This is a genomic window from Ureibacillus thermophilus, from assembly GCF_004331915.1.
Lineage (GTDB): Bacteria > Bacillota > Bacilli > Bacillales_A > Planococcaceae > Ureibacillus > Ureibacillus thermophilus.
The window spans coordinates 1,440,335-1,457,678 of sequence record NZ_CP036528.1 but is presented as its reverse complement, the minus strand read 5'-3'; the positions used below and the strand labels follow the sequence as shown (position 1 = coordinate 1,457,678).

At 37.2% G+C, this 17,344-nt stretch carries 19 protein-coding genes; all 19 read right to left on the bottom strand.

What is annotated here, in order from left to right:
- Positions 1 to 9: 9 nt before the first annotated feature.
- The 19 genes from dxr to flhA all read right to left on the bottom strand — a co-directional run bounded on the left by dxr (position 10) and on the right by flhA (position 17,335).
- Positions 10 to 1,155 carry a 1-deoxy-D-xylulose-5-phosphate reductoisomerase gene (dxr, locus tag DKZ56_RS07220; protein WP_208652050.1) on the bottom strand — a complete coding sequence of 382 codons (1,146 nt, stop codon included), beginning with the start codon at positions 1,153 to 1,155 and terminating at the stop codon, positions 10 to 12.
- A gap of 18 nt (positions 1,156 to 1,173) precedes the next feature.
- A complete protein-coding gene (locus DKZ56_RS07215) occupies positions 1,174 to 1,968 on the bottom strand; it encodes a phosphatidate cytidylyltransferase (protein ID WP_208652049.1) in 795 nt (264 codons plus the stop codon).
- On the bottom strand, positions 1,965 to 2,750 hold the full coding sequence (locus DKZ56_RS07210; protein ID WP_208652048.1) for an undecaprenyl pyrophosphate synthase: 786 nt from the start codon (positions 2,748 to 2,750) through the stop codon (positions 1,965 to 1,967). Before DKZ56_RS07210 ends, DKZ56_RS07215 begins: the two co-directional genes overlap by 4 nt.
- A gap of 241 nt (positions 2,751 to 2,991) precedes the next feature.
- Entirely contained in the window at positions 2,992 to 3,546 is a 555-nt protein-coding gene (gene frr, locus DKZ56_RS07205; RefSeq protein ID WP_208652047.1) for a ribosome recycling factor, read from the bottom strand.
- Entirely contained in the window at positions 3,546 to 4,274 is a 729-nt protein-coding gene (gene pyrH / locus DKZ56_RS07200; protein WP_208652046.1) for a UMP kinase, read from the bottom strand. Before pyrH ends, frr begins: the two co-directional genes overlap by 1 nt.
- A gap of 95 nt (positions 4,275 to 4,369) precedes the next feature.
- The gene (gene tsf / locus DKZ56_RS07195; RefSeq protein WP_208652045.1) at positions 4,370 to 5,257 is read right to left on the bottom strand and encodes a translation elongation factor Ts; all 888 of its coding nucleotides are present in this window, start codon (positions 5,255 to 5,257) and stop codon (positions 4,370 to 4,372) included.
- Between the two features lie 126 nt (positions 5,258 to 5,383).
- Positions 5,384 to 6,103, bottom strand: a complete 720-nt coding sequence (gene rpsB / locus DKZ56_RS07190) for a 30S ribosomal protein S2 (RefSeq protein WP_208652044.1) — start codon at positions 6,101 to 6,103, stop codon at positions 5,384 to 5,386.
- A gap of 158 nt (positions 6,104 to 6,261) precedes the next feature.
- The gene (locus DKZ56_RS07185; protein WP_208652298.1) at positions 6,262 to 6,831 is read right to left on the bottom strand and encodes a hypothetical protein; all 570 of its coding nucleotides are present in this window, start codon (positions 6,829 to 6,831) and stop codon (positions 6,262 to 6,264) included.
- An 8-nt stretch (positions 6,832 to 6,839) separates the two neighbouring features.
- Positions 6,840 to 7,151 (bottom strand): RNA polymerase subunit sigma, encoded by a 312-nt coding sequence (locus DKZ56_RS07180; RefSeq protein WP_208652043.1) that lies wholly within the window; start codon positions 7,149 to 7,151, stop codon positions 6,840 to 6,842.
- 16 nt (positions 7,152 to 7,167) lie between these two features.
- A complete protein-coding gene (locus DKZ56_RS07175) occupies positions 7,168 to 7,932 on the bottom strand; it encodes a FliA/WhiG family RNA polymerase sigma factor (RefSeq protein WP_208652042.1) in 765 nt (254 codons plus the stop codon).
- 190 nt (positions 7,933 to 8,122) lie between these two features.
- A complete protein-coding gene (locus tag DKZ56_RS07170) occupies positions 8,123 to 8,470 on the bottom strand; it encodes a hypothetical protein (RefSeq protein ID WP_208652041.1) in 348 nt (115 codons plus the stop codon).
- Entirely contained in the window at positions 8,470 to 8,973 is a 504-nt protein-coding gene (locus DKZ56_RS07165) for a chemotaxis protein CheD (RefSeq protein ID WP_208652040.1), read from the bottom strand. Before DKZ56_RS07165 ends, DKZ56_RS07170 begins: the two co-directional genes overlap by 1 nt.
- A gap of 1 nt (position 8,974) precedes the next feature.
- Positions 8,975 to 9,598, bottom strand: coding sequence for a chemotaxis protein CheC (locus DKZ56_RS07160; protein ID WP_208652039.1), 624 nt, complete (start codon positions 9,596 to 9,598; stop codon positions 8,975 to 8,977).
- 26 nt (positions 9,599 to 9,624) lie between these two features.
- Positions 9,625 to 10,071, bottom strand: a complete 447-nt coding sequence (locus tag DKZ56_RS07155) for a chemotaxis protein CheW (protein ID WP_208652038.1) — start codon at positions 10,069 to 10,071, stop codon at positions 9,625 to 9,627.
- An 18-nt stretch (positions 10,072 to 10,089) separates the two neighbouring features.
- The gene (locus tag DKZ56_RS07150; RefSeq protein WP_208652037.1) at positions 10,090 to 12,159 is read right to left on the bottom strand and encodes a chemotaxis protein CheA; all 2,070 of its coding nucleotides are present in this window, start codon (positions 12,157 to 12,159) and stop codon (positions 10,090 to 10,092) included.
- Between the two features lie 15 nt (positions 12,160 to 12,174).
- Positions 12,175 to 13,257 carry a protein-glutamate methylesterase/protein-glutamine glutaminase gene (locus tag DKZ56_RS07145; RefSeq protein WP_208652194.1) on the bottom strand — a complete coding sequence of 361 codons (1,083 nt, stop codon included), beginning with the start codon at positions 13,255 to 13,257 and terminating at the stop codon, positions 12,175 to 12,177.
- A gap of 51 nt (positions 13,258 to 13,308) precedes the next feature.
- A complete protein-coding gene (locus DKZ56_RS07140; RefSeq protein ID WP_208652036.1) occupies positions 13,309 to 14,184 on the bottom strand; it encodes a MinD/ParA family protein in 876 nt (291 codons plus the stop codon).
- Positions 14,181 to 15,305 (bottom strand): flagellar biosynthesis GTPase FlhF, encoded by a 1,125-nt coding sequence (gene flhF, locus DKZ56_RS07135; protein ID WP_208652035.1) that lies wholly within the window; start codon positions 15,303 to 15,305, stop codon positions 14,181 to 14,183. The genes DKZ56_RS07140 and flhF overlap by 4 nt, the downstream gene beginning before the upstream one ends.
- Positions 15,302 to 17,335, bottom strand: coding sequence for a flagellar biosynthesis protein FlhA (gene flhA / locus DKZ56_RS07130; RefSeq protein ID WP_208652034.1), 2,034 nt, complete (start codon positions 17,333 to 17,335; stop codon positions 15,302 to 15,304). Before flhA ends, flhF begins: the two co-directional genes overlap by 4 nt.
- Between the last annotated feature and the right edge of the window lie 9 nt (positions 17,336 to 17,344).

The window sequence follows — 17,344 nt, the reverse complement described above, 5'->3', positions numbered from 1 at the left end:
GCTCGAATTTTATTGTACCATTTGAAGCACTTTTTTTCTTGTTTCCTTGTCCACATGCAAAATAGTTTCCAAATCAGGCTGCAATACATTGTTATGGCTGTCCATAATCCGCTCGATAATCTCTTCAATTTCCAAAAATGCAATTTTTTCTTGTAAAAACAATTGCACTGCTGCTTCGTTGGCTGCATTCATGGCCGTTAATATCGTTCCGCCGGTTCTTCCTGCTTCATAAGCCAGCTTCAATGCTTTAAAGCGCTCAAAATCTACTTCTTTGAAATGCAGGCTGCCAATTTCGGCTAAATTTAACGGTTTTCCGCCAATCAAAGGCAAACGATCCGGGTAGCTTAAGGCGTATTGAATTGGCACCCGCATATCCGGTGTTCCTAACTGGGCAATGACGCTTGTATCATGAAATTCTACCATGGAATGAATAATACTTTCTTTATGAAGAAGCACATCGATTTGATCAAAAGGAATATCAAATAATACATGGGCTTCAATGACTTCCAAGCCTTTATTCATCATTGTGGCCGAATCAATAGTGATTTTTGCGCCCATTGACCAATTTGGATGATTTAACGCCTCTTTAACCGTCACGTGTTTCAATTCATCCCGAGTCTTATCTCGGAAAGCGCCCCCTGAAGCCGTTAAAATGAGCCGTTTAATTTGTTTCGGATTTTCCCCATTCAGCGACTGAAAAATGGCGGAATGTTCACTGTCAACCGGCAAAATCGGGACACGATGTTTTTTCGCTTCTTCCATCACAAGATGTCCGGCCGTCACAAGGGTTTCTTTATTTGCAATCGCAATCGTTTTTCCCATCCGAATGGCCGCTAATGTGGAAGGCAGCCCCACACTGCCTAAAACCGCGTTCACTACGATGCTTGTTTCCGGATGGGTAGCCACTTCAATTAACCCTTCTTGTCCGTATGTAAAATGTATATGAGGAAACTCATTTTTTAATGCAAGTGCATCTTTTTCTTCCTGCACAGACACTAATTCCGGCTGTAAGTTTCTAATAATTTCTTGAGTTTTTTCTATATTTTTTCCCGCAGAAAAAGCAACAAGTTGAAACTCTTCTGGATGATTTTTTAATATATCGCAAGTTTGCCATCCAATCGAACCTGTTGCTCCCAACAAACTAATTTTCTTCAATTTGGGTCCTTCCCTTCATTAATTGACAAAATGCAACAAGTTGAGCAATGGTAATACAAATAATAAACTATCAAATCGATCCAGTATTCCTCCATGTCCTGGTAAGATCTTTCCTGAATCTTTTACATCATAATGTCTTTTGATTGCCGATTCAACTAAATCGCCCATTTGGCCAAAGATAGAGCTAATAATCGTTACAAGAACTAGTATAAACCAAGGCTTTTCAAAGGGGTAAATTATTTGCATAATGCAAGCAAATACAACAGCCGTCAAAATCCCTCCAAAGAAACCTTCAATAGTCTTATTAGGGGAAATTTCCGGCCATAATTTGTTTTTCCCAAATTTTCTTCCTGTGAAATACGCCCCTGAATCGGTGCACCAAACAATGAGCAAAGCAAAAATAATAAACTGGAGTCCAGCATATCTTGTTTCAATCAAATAATAAAAACCGATTCCAACATATAATGCGGACAGAAGAACAAATCCAATTTCATCAAAAGTAAAATGATTTTTTACAATCACCGAATGAATTAATAATAAAAGAGCTGCAATGACAAGAAATTCCAATTTCGAATAAGACGTGACTTCGTGTACTTTATTTGCCCAATCATCAGGCATTAATAAAACATATACAGTTAAAAATCCGATGAATCCTGGAACTGAAAAGATGGACATTTTCTTCATTCGAAGCAGTTCAAACATTGCGACTGTTGCCATTGCATAAACTAATAGAGTAAATGGTAGCTGACCATAAACGACAAACGGAATAAAAAATGCTGCTGCGACCACTCCCGTGATAATCCGTTGCTTCAATACAATTCTTCTCCTTTCAATCCACCATACCGACGATTTCTTCTTTGATAAGCGTAAATTGCTTCTAGAAATTTTTCTTCATCAAAGTCTGGCCAGAGAGTATCAGTGAACCAAAATTCAGTATAAGCTAATTGCCATAGCATAAAGTTGCTCAAACGTACTTCTCCGCTCGTACGGATCAATAAATCCGGCTCAGGCAAATGAGACGTCATTAAATATTGGTTCACTGTTTCTTCCGTAATTGCTTCAATGGACAATTTTCCTTCTTGAACATCGGCCATTATATTTTTCATCGCTTTGACAATCTCAGCACGGCTACCATAATTTAACGCAAAATTTAAAATAAGCCCTGTATTATTTTTTGTTTTTTCCATTGCATTATTTATGGCTCTCTTTGTATGCTCCGGCAAACCATCCTTTTCGCCAATCATTTGAACACAAATATTTCGTTCCATCATTTCCGGTAAAAAATCATTGAGAAATTTTTCAGGTAAGCTCATTAAATAATCCACTTCTGTTTTGGGACGCTTCCAGTTTTCTGTGGAGAAAGCATAAAGCGTCAATACTTTCACACCTAGTTCATCTGCCACGCGAGCAATTTTTCTGACGGTTTTCATCCCTTCTTGATGACCAGCGATTCGTGGCATCGCCCGCTTTTTGGCCCAACGTCCATTGCCGTCCATTATGATTGCAATATGGGAAGGGATCACTTCAATTTTTCCATCCAAATCGGATGTTTTTTTATCATTTTTTGTTTTCTTAAAAAAATTATAAAATACCATGTATTCCCCCACCTGACAACGTTTTGGACGTATTCTTATTAATCATATCAAAAACCAATATACGTGTCTTTTATTTCCGCGATAATTATTTGCATTTTTCTTTTTCTTTTAGGAACTTATATTACTTTATGGGAAATTTATTATTATTTATTCCTACAATCCCCTACATAATTAGAAATGAAAAAGACGTCCTAGAGAAGAGGACGTCACAATCTATAGAAAGTTCTTGTTGACTAAACCTTTATATTGAAAGGATTTCATCTTCTTTTTCTTTTGCTAAGCTGTCAACTTTTGCGATGTATTCATCCGTTAATTTTTGAATATCATTGACATGACCGCGCAATTCATCTTCAGTAATTTCACCATTTTTCTCCATTTTTTTCAATTCATCATTAGCGTCACGGCGCACATTGCGGATTGCAACCCGAGCTTCTTCCGCCTCTTTTTTTACGATTTTCACCAATTCTTTACGGCGTTCTTCCGTTAAAGGAGGGATTGTCAAACGAATCACATTTCCATCGTTTGTTGGTGTAATACCGATGTCAGATTTTAAAATCGCCTTTTCAATTTCGCCTAAAATGGATTTATCATAAGGTGTAATGACAAGAAGACGTGCTTCTGGGGTTGTGATACCCGCAAGTTGATTCACTGGTGTTGGCACTCCATAATATTCTACAGTAATCCGATCAAGCAACTTTGCGTTCGCACGGCCCGCACGGATTGATGAAAGTTCCCGCGTAAAAGCAGTGATGGATTTGTTCATTTTTTCCTTCGCTTGTTCATACACACTATTCATTATGCATTCCTCCTAACAACTGTCCCAATTTTGTCGCCTAATACAGCGCGTTTAATGTTACCTTTTTCCATTATAGAGAATACTATTAATGGGATGTCGTTGTCCATACACAATGTGGAAGCTGTGGAATCCATTACTTGTAAACCTTGTTGAATGACGTCTAAATAAGTGAGTGTATCGTATTTAACCGCATCACGATGAATTTTCGGATCTGCTGAATAAACGCCGTCCACATTGTTTTTCGCCATTAAAATAGCATCTGCATCAATTTCAGCAGCTCTTAAAGCAGCCGTTGTATCAGTGGAGAAAAATGGATTTCCAGTTCCAGCAGCGAAAATCACGACACGTCCTTTTTCAAGATGACGCACAGCTTTTCGACGTATGTAAGGCTCCGCCACTTGGGTCATTACAATAGAAGATTGTACACGAGTTTCCACTTCTAACTTTTCTAATGCATCTTGCAATGCAAGAGAGTTCATGACAGTTGCAAGCATGCCCATATAATCGGCAGAAGCACGATCCATTCCCATTTCACTACCTATTTTACCACGCCAAATGTTTCCTCCGCCAACTACAACTGCAACTTCTACACCAAGATCGACAACTTCTTTAATATCTTCAGCAACAGATTTGATAATTTTTGGCGAAATGCCAAATCCTGCTTCCCCTGCTAATGCTTCACCACTAATTTTGATTACAACTCGTTTATATTGCGGCACACCACTCATAGTAAACCTCCATTACCCGTTTATACAAATTTTTATTCTGAAAAATAGGGAACACTTAGAGTGCTCCCCATAAAGTTTGTGTATTTATGCTTTTATTATTTATTGCCTTTCACTTGGCTCATTACTTCTTCTGCAAAGTTATCTTCGCGTTTTTCAATGCCTTCTCCAACTTCGTAGCGTACGAATGCAGTTACGTTACCGCCTTTAGATTTCACGAAATCGCGAACTTTTTGATCAGAATCTTTAACAAATGCTTGTTCAAGTAAGCAAACTTGCTCGAAGAATTTTCCAAGACGTCCTTCAACCATTTTTGCCACAATGTTTTCTGGTTTACCTTCGTTTAATGCTTGTTCTGTTAATACTTTGCGTTCACGTTCAACTTCTTCCGCAGGTACTTCATCACGAGAGATGTATTTTGGATTGATTGCTGCAATGTGCATTGCGATATCTTTTGCTGCATCAGCATCTGTTGAACCTTCAAGAACTACTAATACACCGATGCGGCCTCCCATGTGTAGGTAAGAACCGAATGAATCAGCGTCTGTTTTCGTTTTAATTTCGAAACGACGAAGAGTGATTTTTTCACCAATAGTTGCAACCGCAGATGAAATTTGTTCTGCAATTGTTGCTCCCTCTTCATTTTTCACTTCTAAAGCTGCTTCTAAAGATTCAGGTTTTGCTTTTAATAATTGTGCCGCTAAGCTTTTTACTAATTCTTGGAATTGGTTGTTTTTCGCAACGAAGTCTGTTTCAGCGTTTACTTCTAAAATTACTGCCTCGTTTCCTTCTGTTAAAATGTAAGTTGTACCTTCAGCTGCGATGCGGTCAGCTTTTTTGCTTGCAGAAGCTAAACCTTTTTCACGTAGGTAATCGATGGCAGCTTCGATGTCGCCGTTTGTTTCTACAAGGGCTTTTTTACAATCCATCATACCTGCGCCCGTTTTTTCACGAAGTTCTTTTACTAATTGTGCAGTAATTGCCATTGAAAGTTCCTCCTTGAATCATGATTGTTTACTATTAAGTTTTAGCCATTTTGCTTATCCGAAACCATTGTTTCTTAAAAAAAGGTGATAAGTGAAACAGTCACTTATCACCCTTGTAGCAGCGAATTACTCAGCAACTACTTCTTCAGCTGGAGCTTCTGATTCACCTTGTTTAGACTCGATAAGAGCATCTGCAATTTTAGCTGTTAATAATTTCACAGCACGAATCGCATCATCGTTTGCAGGAATTACGTAGTCGATTTCATCTGGATCGCAGTTTGTATCAACAATTCCTACAATCGGAATATTTAATTTACGAGCTTCAGCTACAGCGATGCGTTCTTTGCGTGGGTCAACTACGAATAGTACATCAGGTAATTCGTTCATGTCGCGGATACCGCCAAGGAATTTCACTAAACGTTCATGTTCTTTTTTCAATTTCATAACTTCTTTTTTAGGAAGAACATCAAAAATTCCTTCTTCTTCCATTTTTTCGATTTCTTTCATACGTGCAACACGTTTTTTAATTGTGTCGAAGTTTGTTAATGTTCCACCTAACCAGCGTTGGTTAATGTAGAAGTTGCCAGAACGTTCAGCTTCTTCTTTAATAGCGTCTTGTGCTTGTTTTTTCGTACCAACAAAAAGAACTTTACCGCCGTTTGCACCAACTTGACGCATGAACTCGTAAGCTTCTTCTAATTTTTTTACAGTTTTTTGCAAGTCGATAATGTAAATGCCGTTACGTTCAACAAAAATGTATTTTTTCATTTTTGGATTCCAACGGCGAGTTTGGTGACCGAAATGTACACCTGCTTCTAATAATTGTTTCATTGAAATTACTGACATGAATTTTCCTCCTACTATTGGTTTTATTCCTCCGCATTTTTCATATGGAATAAGCAACTTAAAAGATTACTTTTAAGCACCACTTACCCATCAAAATGCGTGTGTAATTATCACACCAATTGGTAATATAACACAAAGCCTTTTACTGTGCAAGAAGTTTATGCTTGGAACTTTAACAATAGTTCAATTTCCGTTTTTCCTTTTTGCGTAATTTTTGCAATTTCTTCGATTGATTTCCCTTCTTGATGAAGAGCGATTACTTTTTCTTTAAAGGACATTTCCTTCTGATTCATTTCACCTTTTGGATTCTGTCCATTTTCATTTCCTGCTGTTTCAGGCATTTTTTCTTGTTCTGTAGTTGCGTTCTTTTTTTGCTTAATGTAAGCATTTTTAGCAACCGTTTTAGGGACAACGGGAATTTTTTCAATATCCATTCCGTTTTTTTCTGAGCTGTTTTTATTAATAACTTCTAATACAGGTTTTGATTCTTTAGAAGGTTGAACGGTCTGTTGAGAGGGTTTAATGTTTGATAACTCCTTAATAAATCGATCATTTTCTTCTTTAAACTCCAACAAATAAACGCTAATGGCATTTTCGATTTCATCCATTAGCTTATCTTGACGTAATTCCAAATCTTTATACTTTGAAATTTTAGAATTTAAAATAAATATTAGAAAAAAACAAATTAGTTGAGAAATGATGAGTAAAATGATAAATACTGCAGCCATATAATCCCCTATCCGCTAAAATCAATGAAATTCCCTTTATATGGATGTTTTGCTTCCACTTGTTCTTGATGTTTTTTGCGTCCTTTTTGGTTGTGGTTTGATTCTTTTCCAGAGCCTTCTTTTTCCTTATCCCGTTCGGATACGCCAGAAATTTTTTCGGTGTCGTTCACGGTAAGTTGCTTTTTTTCAATATCTCTTTTTAATGCTTCGTTTGCGTGAAATTGTTGCTGAACAACATTCTGTTGATGTTGTTCAGCCATTTTTCCGGCATCTACCGTTTTCGGAATAGCGATTTGCAATTCAACACCTTTTAAACTCATTCGCCTCGCTCCTACTTTAAGAGTTCACCTCGTTTGAGAGCAGCTTTCTCAATTTCAACAACGCTTTTGAATGAATTTGTGAAATTCGCGAAGTTGATAGATTCAATACTTCTCCTATTTCTGTTAAAGTCATTTCTTCAGAATAAAAAAGACTTAATACAAGTTGTTCTTTTTCACTTAATTTTTTTATGTTTTCTGCAAGTTCTTCTACAAGTTCTTTATGTATCGTTTCTTGTTCAGGTGTTCGAATATTTTCGTCTCGAATCACAAATGTCTTTCCATCAGCATCGTCTTGATCCGGCTGCGTTTCATTGAGAGATAAAACATTTGAAAAGAAATGTTCTTGCACCGTCTGGTAAACTTCTTCAACTGGCATATTCATATGTTCAGCCAATTCTTCAGGGGTAGCGTGGCGCATCAATTTCTGCTCTAATTGTTCAATCATAGCTTCCATTTTTTTTGCTTTTTCCCGAGCAGAACGCGGCAGCCAATCCTCCTTCCGAAGCCCGTCAATAATAGCTCCTCGGACTCGAAACGATGCATATGTATCAAACTTTAAGTCTCGATTAATATCAAATTTATTTAAGGCGTCAAAAAGTCCCATCATTCCCAAACTAGTCAAGTCATCTCGAGAGACATTTTTAGGAAGTCCAGATCCAATTCTTTGCACATGATAAGAAACAAGGGGTTGATATTTTTTAATTAATAAATTTCCAGCATGCGGATCTCGATCATTTATCCAGCTATTCCATAATTCTTGCTCATCCAGCTTACTTACCATCGAACCCACCTTTCTTTACGAAACGCCTTTTATTACTGATAATTATACCAAAGATAGAAACAAAAAACATCGGTTTCAATAGGACTAAATCATCCGGTTATTGGTGAGTATTTTTCTTAACGTTTATGGAAAAGAGACTAAAAAATGGATTCAACTTGTATAAAAAACAGGAAAATAGTACTTAAGCATCTTAGTCGTGCAGCATTGTCCTTACAATTTTGGCGATTTCTTCAGGATCGTCATCTTGTAAGTCAACTTTCGATGGATTTCTGCCTTCTTCTATTTCCTCTTCTTCATCATCTTTTTCTTTTAATTTTGCTTCCTCAATAAACTTTTCAAATAATTCATCATTTGGAGTATATGTAATATAAGCGATTAAATATCGCACAGCAAAAAATAAAAGAAAGGCGGCGAATGCAACGATAAATGATACGATTAAAATGCGAGAAGGGAAAATGGAATTTTGGTACATCCAGATAAATGTAATTGTAAAAGCGATTAAACTACCCCAACAATTTATGAGAATGGAACCATACATTAAATTTCGCTCACCCCTTGATTCACTGTACGAATCATTAATTTACTCGTTGCCGGATCAAATTCAATGGTTCTTCCGGAATTTCCTCCCGTATCTTCTGCAATAAGAGGAATCCCTAATTCATTTAATACTTTTTTCACAGCCTCAACATTACGAGGACCTATTCTCATCATTTCTTTCGCAGAAGAAAATTGGAACATCTGCGCCCCACCCGCAATTTTCGCTTTCAGGCGATATTTTTGGGCACCTTCTATCAACAATTTATCCAAAAGCGCCTTGACGCCAGTATCAGCAAATTTTGCGGTATTGATTGTCTCGGTTCGGCTCAAGGAAGAATCCGGCAACATAACATGAACAAGTCCTGCAATTTTTTTTGTCTCGTCATATAAAACGACTCCTACACATGAACCTAAACCTGATGTCCGTATTGTATCGGGAGATTTGGCCACATCCATTTGGGCAATACCCACTTTAACAATCTTCCCTGACTTTGGAGTAAACATATTATACAACCCCTAACGCCTTAAAAATTACATCAAAAGACTCGGGAGAAGGTAATAGCAGAAAATGTCCTTTCATTTCCGTATTTTCTAGCCCCTCTTCTAAAATGGATGTGTCAATCATAATTACATAATCGCTTACTTGAGAAATCTCAATAAGACCAATACTAATAATCGCCCCGAACATATCGATGCTTAAACCAGGCACTGTAGGATATATATTTAAATTCAAAAAGTCAGACATAGCTGATAAATAAGAACCAGATAAAATATTCCCCATCTCTTGCATAGCAGACATTCCTAAATCGGAAGCATTGGTGCGAAAATCAAAATGTTCTTCGTGAATAAGATGCTGAATAAAACGGTTTGCCTGTTCAATAGGCAGTATAAAGAACATGCTGCCCTCTAAATCACCTTCGATCCGCAAGTAAATGCCAACGACAACTCGCTCGGCTCCGCCCATCATTTCTACCATTTCATTAAATGTAATCATTTCTGCTTTTGGAACACGCATTTCAATTTTTTTATTTAACAAATTGGAAAGAGCTGTAGCTGCATGAGCGGCGCCGATATTTCCGATTTCCTTCAAAATGTCTAAGTGCAATGAGTTAATGTCAGGATGCCTCATAGTAAACCCCTACTTTATATGATAATCTATTCCGATAAATTCAAGACTTTATCCAGATGTAGCAAAATCAACAAACGATTTCCGATTTTTGACACTCCTGAAATAAAGGCTTCTTCTTTTACTCCAACTACTTCCGGTTGAGGTTCGATGGATTTTACTGGAATATCGATGACATCATTCGCGGAATCCACGACAAATCCTACTTCAACATCATCCAATTGAACAATAATAATACGTACTGATTCTGTATTTTCAGCAGGAGGAAGTCCAAAACGTTCTCTTAAGTTGATAATCGGCGTTACAACTCCGCGCAAGTTGATGACACCTTTTACAAATTTCTCAGTTCTTGGCACACGAGTGATGTGCATCATTTTTTCAATACCTTGCACATGGCTGACAGGTATTGCATATTCTTTATCCATTAATTTGAAAACAATGACTTTTATACTTTCTTGCTCCGCTACAGTTACCATTTTCAGCACCTCATTTCATTATTTCATTAACGCATTAATATCAATAATTAAAGCTACTTGACCATTTCCTAAGATAGTTGCACCAGAGATGGCAAAAATATTTTTCAAATAGTTGCCTAAAGATTTTAACACTATTTCCTGTTGCCCAATAAATGAATCTACCACTAAACCTGCTAATTTATCGCCTTTGCGCACGATGACAACAGATTGATATTCATCATCAAAGGCTTCGCTGCGCGGTACTTCAAATACTTCATCCAAGAAAATGAGCGGAACAACTTTTCCACGGAAATCAATCACTTTTTGATTATGGGCATTTAAGATTTCTGATTTTTTAATAATGGAGGTTTCGATGATGGATGATAACGGTATTGCATAAATTTCTTTCTCAATTTCTACTAACATGACAGAAATGATTGATAATGTTAAAGGCAATTGAATTGAGAATTTTGAACCAACATCTTCTTGTGATTCGATGGAAATGCTGCCGCCGAGGGATTGAATTGTCGTTTTTACAACATCTAATCCTACACCGCGTCCAGAAACGTCCGTAATTTTTTCAGCAGTTGAGAAACCTGATTCAAAAATCAATTCATTAATTTGTTTATCTGTAAGGGAAAGAGCTGATTCTTTTGTCACAATGCCCCGTTCAATGGCTTTTTTCAATACTTTATCTTTATTAATTCCAGCTCCATCGTCTTCAATTTCAATAAATACATAATTTCCGCTGTGGTACGCTCTTAAAGTGACTGTCCCTTCTTCCGGTTTTCCTTTTGATTTTCTCACATCCGGGCTTTCGATGCCATGATCGACAGAGTTTCGGATTAAGTGAACTAAAGGATCTCCAATTTCATCGATCACTGTACGGTCAAGTTCCGTTTCGGCACCGATAATTTCCAAATTGATTTTTTTATTCAATTCACGGGAAAGTGAGCGAACCATTTTAGGGAATCGATTGAATACCGTTTCAATCGGAATCATGCGCATTGTGAGCACAATGTTTTGAAGATCGCCCATTGTACGGCTCATACGCTCAACAGTTTCTGTTAACTCCGAATGTTTTACATCGTTTGCGATGGATTGCAAACGTCCTCGGTCAATTACTAATTCTTCAAATAAGTTCATTAGAATGTCGAGTCGTTCAATGCTTACACGAATTGTTTTAGAGTGGGCGCTTTGTTTAGAAGCATTTGTTTCTTTCTTTGCTGGTTCTTCTTTTTGCTTAGTTGGAGCTTGGTTTGATTTCTCTAAATCTTGCTGTTGCCGTTCTTTTGTTGCAATTTCTTCCTTGCTTGCTTTTCTTACCATTTCATCTGTTAATGGAACTACAACAACATTTTCAATTTCTGAAACTTTGCTGACTTTCTTTTGAATTTCTTCTGCAGAATCTTTCGAAATAAATGCCACTTGGAAATTTTGATCAAATTGTTCTTCTTCCAAATTCTCAACCGTTGGGAAAGATTTTATGACTTCACCGCATTTTTCTAATACTTGGAATACCATATATACGCGAGCCGCTTTTAGTAGACAGTCCTGTCGAAGGGAAACGGTAATTTCATAAGCGTTGAATCCTTGTTCTTTCGACTGCTGCAGCACGGTAATATCGTATTCATCATAAATTAAGTAACGACCTGCTGAAATCTCTTCTTCTACCGCTACATCTGCAGCAATTTCCTGCTGAACTGGAGTGCTCGAAGGAATCTGTTTACCTGCTTCAATCGCTTTTAATTTCTCCACAATTTCGGAAACATCCCGTTTCCCATTACCACCAGAAGCGATATCTGTAATCATCGCTTCTAGATGGTCTACCGATTCAAAAACAATATCTAATAGATTTGAATCAACTTTGATTTTTTCATTTCTAATGGCATCTAAAACATTTTCCATTTTATGCGTCAAATCGGCTAAATCTTCAAATCCCATGGTAGCAGCCATACCTTTTAATGTATGAGCAGACCGGAAAATTTCATTGACAATGGAAATGTCATTTGGATTTTTTTCTAATTCTAGTAAAAGATCGCTACATGCTTGCAAATGTTCTTTACTTTCTTCAATAAACATATCTAAATATTGTTGATTCATTTCCATTCGAACACACTCCCTCTACACCAAATATTTCATTATGGTCTCTGCTATTTTATCTACATTAACAACTTCATCAACTAATTTTGTTTCAATGGCCGCTTTTGGCATGCCAAAAACAATACAAGTTTCAGCAGACTCCGCAATAGCAATGACATTACCGGATTCTTTCAAAGCCATTAATCCTTTGGAGCCATCATTTCCCATTCCCGTCATGATGACTGCAATTTTATCTAATTCTGCATATTGGCCAACACTTTCAAACATCACATCCACGCTCGGTCGATGTCCGCTCCTTGGCGGTTCCTTATCATCCAGTACAATTTCATAATGATGGCCATTTTTTTTCATTTTTATATGAAAACCACCTGGCGCAATATAAGCTGTTCCACTTTCAATTACTTCACCGTGTTCAGCTTCTTTCACCCGAATTTTACTAATATGATTCAATCTTTCTGCCAACGATTTCGTAAAACCAGGCGGCATATGTTGAACAATTAAAATCGGCGCCGATATAGACTCAGGTAATTTGGTGATAACATGCTGCAATGCTCTAGGACCACCAGTTGATGTTCCTATTAATACAATTTTGTCAGAAGCTTTATTCCATTTTTTAATTTGAAATTTTGGGGTAGTTTTAGTCTCGGTAATCATATCTTTTTCTTTCAAATGAATAGTAGAATCGTGCTGCAACGTTTTTACTGATTGATTAATGTTGCTTCCATGTTTTCTTAATTTTTCTATCGGAATTTTTAAAGCAAGTTCCACTTTATGAATCAGTTCATCTTTAACTTTGTGCAAATCGAGGGAAATAGTACCGCCAGGCTTTGTCACAAAATCAACAGCCCCATATTCCATCGCAAGCATCGTTTGTTGGGCGCCATTTTCTGTAAAACTTGATAGCATCACGACAGGAACAGGTGTGTTTTCCATGATCCATTTTAATGTTTCAATGCCGCTTAATTCAGGCATTTCCACATCCATTGTTACAACATCCGGTTTTAATTCTCCTATTTTTTTAATAGCCTCTTTACCATTTCTAGCTGTACCAATCACTTCAATCGATGGATGATCTTTAAAAAAATCACTAATTACTTTTCTCATAAAAGCCGAATCATCCACGATTAACAAATGATGTTTATTCGAAGGCACCCACTAACCACGACCTTTCAAGAAAATCCGTTTTAATCTAGTTAAGAATGAACCGGCAGTCGAAGGCATCGAAATTTCTGCTTTCCGTTGTTCAAGCAAAAATCGTTTGATAATTTCATCTAATGATTTTGAAATCGGCGTATCCGGATACGAGATGGTGAAAGGAACTTGTTTAATGACTGCTTTTCTAACTGTTTCATCTTCCGGCATCCAACCAAGAATGAATACTTCTTTTGACAAAAATTTCAGCACCGTGTTTCTCAGCCTCTCCAATGTTTCTTTCCCTTCTATATTGGAATAGACACGATTGGCTAAGATGTAGAAGGTTTTGCTCGGCTCTCTAAAATAAATAAATTTGATCATGGAATAAGCATCAGTAATGGATGTCGGTTCAGCAGTCGTGATAACGATTATTTCATCAATCGATGTCAACACATCGAGAGCCCAATTGGTTGCTCCCGCTCCCATATCAAATAAAATATAATCATACTCTTTCTGCAATTTTTCATAGCCGTAAACAAATGCATCAAACATATCTTTTGACCATTCTACTACTGAAGAAAAGCCGGAACCGCCGGAAATAAAATGAATATCATAAGGGGCACGGTAGATGATTTCATCAAAGGAAACGTTCCCTTCTAAATAATCCCTTAAATTGTATTTCCCTTGGTTTCCAATCAAAATATGGACATTCGCCATTCCAATATCCATATCTAAAATCATGACTTTTTTACCTTGTTTGGCTAATTTGATTGCGAAATTCGTTGTAAAATTGCTTTTTCCTACTCCGCCTTTTCCGCTGACTACCGCAATCGATCTTCCTAAAGCCCCTTGACATTCCAACATTTTCATTCGCAATTTTTCCGCTTGATCTCTCATTTGAATTCACCTTGGAAAAATATATCAAGTATTTTTTCTAAAGTCGCTTCTTCAATATCTTCTGGTACTTCTTGCCCGGTAGTATAGTAAGCAAGTCCTTTATTATATTTAAACATTAAATTATACATTGCGCCAATAGAATTTGTCTCATCCACTTTGGTAAAAATAAATTTCTCAATAGGAAATTCACTAAATTGTTCAATAATCGTTTCATTATCTCTTTCTTTAGCTGTTAATGATAAGACAAGATAGGATTCGACTTCATCATCTAAAGAAATCAATTTCTTCAAATCATTCACATATTTCACTTCTTTGTAATTGCGCCCCGCAGTATCGATAAACACTAAATCCAAATGGGCAAATTTTTCAATCGCTACTTGATAATCATTCAAGTTATAAACGACTTCGACCGGCGCTTGAAGGAGATTTGCATAGGTCTTTAATTGTTCAATGGCAGCTATTCGATAGGTATCCGTTGTAATAAAGCCGATCTTTTTCTTTTTTTCTAAAACACTGCGCGCTGCCATTTTGGCAATGGTTGTTGTCTTGCCAACCCCTGTTGGTCCTAGCACACACACATACTTTTTCTCATAGGATAATCCTCCCATGGGAAGCATAAAAAATTTTTTATGCAATATGTTTTTTGCAATCTGTACCATTTCTTGATTGGAAATTTCTTTTTCTGTTTTCAAATGAGCAAAAAGCTCATCACAAATGTCCGTGATGAGCTCATTATTAAGCTCTTGATGTTTCAAAAAATCAACAAAGGGTTTCAGCTCATCAGGTAAGGAAGATTGAATGGATTCTTGTTTCAGAGAATTTAAAATTTCTTTTAAACTCGAAATCTCTTCCATTAATTCTGAAACGTTTCCTTCATTATGATGCTCATCTTTAGCCGGGACAATGGGCGGAAAATTTTTTTGTTCGGGAATGATGAATTTTGGTGGTTCCATTTCATCAATTCCCGCAAGCACTTCAAAGTTTTTCTCTCGGATTAACCCGAAAAATTTCTTCTTTACAACCACTTTTGAACTGATGATGACAGCCTCTTCTCCTAAATCAGCACGCACTTGTTTCATGGCTTCATTGATGGAAGGGGCAATATATTTCTTCATTTTCATTCGACAGTCACCACCCCGACACTTTGGATTTCAACATTGGCATCCAATTCATTGTAGGACAGGATCGGTATTTGCGGGAAATAACGCTCCGTCAATTGTCTTAAATACATTCGAATACCTGGAGAGCATAGGATAATTGGGGTTTGCTCCATATAAGAAACTCTTTCCACTTCTTTAGCAATGGATTCAAGGACCATTTGTGAATCTTGAGGATCCATCGCCAAGAAATTCCCATGTTCTGTTTGTTGAATGCTATCCGCAATCATTTTCTCTACTTTTGCTGGGACGGTAATAACTTTTAATTTTGAACCGTCCTGTACATATTGTCTTGTAATTTGTCTAGCAAGTGCTTGTCTAACATATTCTGTCAACACATCTGTATCGCTCGTTAATTTCGCATAATCCGCCAAAGTTTCAAAGATAACCGGCAAGTTGCGAATGGATACATTTTCTTTGAGTAACTTGGCTAAAACTTTTTGAATTTCACCAATTGATAATGGGGTTGGTGTTAATTCGTCCACTAAAATGGCATGAGTTTCTCTCAAATGATCGATTAGCTGTTTTGTTTCCTGACGTCCTAAAAGTTCATGCGCATTTGCACGAATGATTTCCGTCAAATGTGTAGATACGACACTTGGAGGGTCGACTACTGTATATCCAAGCATTTCAGCCTCTTCTTTTACTTCTTCTGTAATCCATTTAGCTGGAAGTCCAAAGGATGGTTCAATCGTATCAATTCCATCGATTGCATCGTCGTCGCCAGGACTCATGGCTAAATAATGATCTAATAATAGTTCTCCTCTTGCCATCTCGTTTCCTTTAATTTTTATGCGATATTCATTTGGCTGCAACTGAATGTTGTCTCGGATGCGCACAACTGGAATTACAAGACCTAATTCCAATGCAAGTTGACGCCGAATCATGACAACTCGATCTAGCAAATCTCCTCCTTGCTGTGCATCAACAAGTGGAATTAAACCATATCCAAATTCGAATTCAATCGGGTCCACATTCAACAAATTGACAACATTTTCTGGACTTTTCAATGTATCGGTCACTTGTTCTTCTTCCATCTCCAACAATTCTTCTGGGTTTTCTTCTTTCTTGCGGCTCATCAAATAAGCTCCAAGGGCAAGTAATAAAGCAATTGGAATTGTAATCCAGTCAGGAATTGTCGTAAAGAGCCCAAGCAAGAAAATCGTTCCTGCTGCTACATATAACAATTTCGCCTGAGAAAATAACTGCCCTATAATATCTTGTCCCAAGTTTCCATCGCTTGCTGCTCGGGTAACTACAATACCAGTAGCAGTTGAAACGAGCAACGCAGGAATTTGGGCAACTAGACCATCACCAACTGTCAATTTGGAGAAATGATTCGCTGCATCAGCAAATGAGTAGCCTAATTGAAGCATCCCAATAATCAAACCAAATATTAAGTTTATAAACACCATAATTATGGATGCAATAGCATCACCTTTTACAAATTTCGTTGCACCATCCATCGCTCCATAAAAATCCGCTTCCCTTGCAACTTTTTCCCGCCGTTCTCTCGCTTCCTTTTCAGAAATTAATCCGGCATTTAAATCTGCATCAATACTCATTTGCTTTCCTGGCATTGCATCTAGCGTAAAACGTGCTGCAACTTCCGCTACCCGCTCTGAACCTTTTGTAATAACAATAAAGTTCACAATTACTAGCAATAAGAAAATGACTAAACCTACTAAAATATTACCGCCAGTTACGAATTCCCCGAAAGTTTCAATGACGTCTCCTGCATCGCCTTGAGAAAGAATTGCACGAGTTGTTGAAATACTAATTCCCAGCCTAAAAAGAGTTAAAATTAATATAATGGACGGGAAAATTCCGAATTCCAAGGCCTCTTTCATATTCATTGCAGTGAGTAATACAATTAAAGAGAGCGTTATATTAATGATGATTAAAAAACTTAGCAACCATGTTGGTAGAGGGATTACGAGCATAGCTACTATCACTATGATAAACGCTAATACTCCCAAGTCGCGAAAATTCATCCCTTTCCC

Bases quoted from the DNA above. Each gene is read 5' to 3' on its own strand.
- flhA (WP_208652034.1), bottom strand. From the start codon at position 17,335: ATGAATTTTCGCGACTTGGGAGTATTAGCGTTTATCATAGTGATAGTA.
- DKZ56_RS07180 (WP_208652043.1), bottom strand. From the start codon at position 7,151: ATGAGTTTAAAAGGTGTTGAATTGCAAATCGCTATTCCGAAAACGGTA.
- pyrH (WP_208652046.1), bottom strand. From the start codon at position 4,274: ATGAGTGGTGTGCCGCAATATAAACGAGTTGTAATCAAAATTAGTGGT.
- DKZ56_RS07150 (WP_208652037.1), bottom strand. From the start codon at position 12,159: ATGGAAATGAATCAACAATATTTAGATATGTTTATTGAAGAAAGTAAA.
- flhF (WP_208652035.1), bottom strand. From the start codon at position 15,305: ATGAAAATGAAGAAATATATTGCCCCTTCCATCAATGAAGCCATGAAA.
- DKZ56_RS07160 (WP_208652039.1), bottom strand. From the start codon at position 9,598: ATGAGGCATCCTGACATTAACTCATTGCACTTAGACATTTTGAAGGAA.
- DKZ56_RS07170 (WP_208652041.1), bottom strand. From the start codon at position 8,470: ATGTATGGTTCCATTCTCATAAATTGTTGGGGTAGTTTAATCGCTTTT.
- DKZ56_RS07145 (WP_208652194.1), bottom strand. From the start codon at position 13,257: ATGAGAAAAGTAATTAGTGATTTTTTTAAAGATCATCCATCGATTGAA.
- DKZ56_RS07140 (WP_208652036.1), bottom strand. From the start codon at position 14,184: ATGAGAGATCAAGCGGAAAAATTGCGAATGAAAATGTTGGAATGTCAA.
- rpsB (WP_208652044.1), bottom strand. From the start codon at position 6,103: ATGTCAGTAATTTCAATGAAACAATTATTAGAAGCAGGTGTACATTTC.
- tsf (WP_208652045.1), bottom strand. From the start codon at position 5,257: ATGGCAATTACTGCACAATTAGTAAAAGAACTTCGTGAAAAAACGGGC.
- DKZ56_RS07165 (WP_208652040.1), bottom strand. From the start codon at position 8,973: ATGTTTACTCCAAAGTCAGGGAAGATTGTTAAAGTGGGTATTGCCCAA.
- DKZ56_RS07210 (WP_208652048.1), bottom strand. From the start codon at position 2,750: ATGGTATTTTATAATTTTTTTAAGAAAACAAAAAATGATAAAAAAACA.
- DKZ56_RS07185 (WP_208652298.1), bottom strand. From the start codon at position 6,831: ATGGCTGCAGTATTTATCATTTTACTCATCATTTCTCAACTAATTTGT.
- frr (WP_208652047.1), bottom strand. From the start codon at position 3,546: ATGAATAGTGTGTATGAACAAGCGAAGGAAAAAATGAACAAATCCATC.
- DKZ56_RS07155 (WP_208652038.1), bottom strand. From the start codon at position 10,071: ATGGTAACTGTAGCGGAGCAAGAAAGTATAAAAGTCATTGTTTTCAAA.
- DKZ56_RS07175 (WP_208652042.1), bottom strand. From the start codon at position 7,932: ATGGTAAGTAAGCTGGATGAGCAAGAATTATGGAATAGCTGGATAAAT.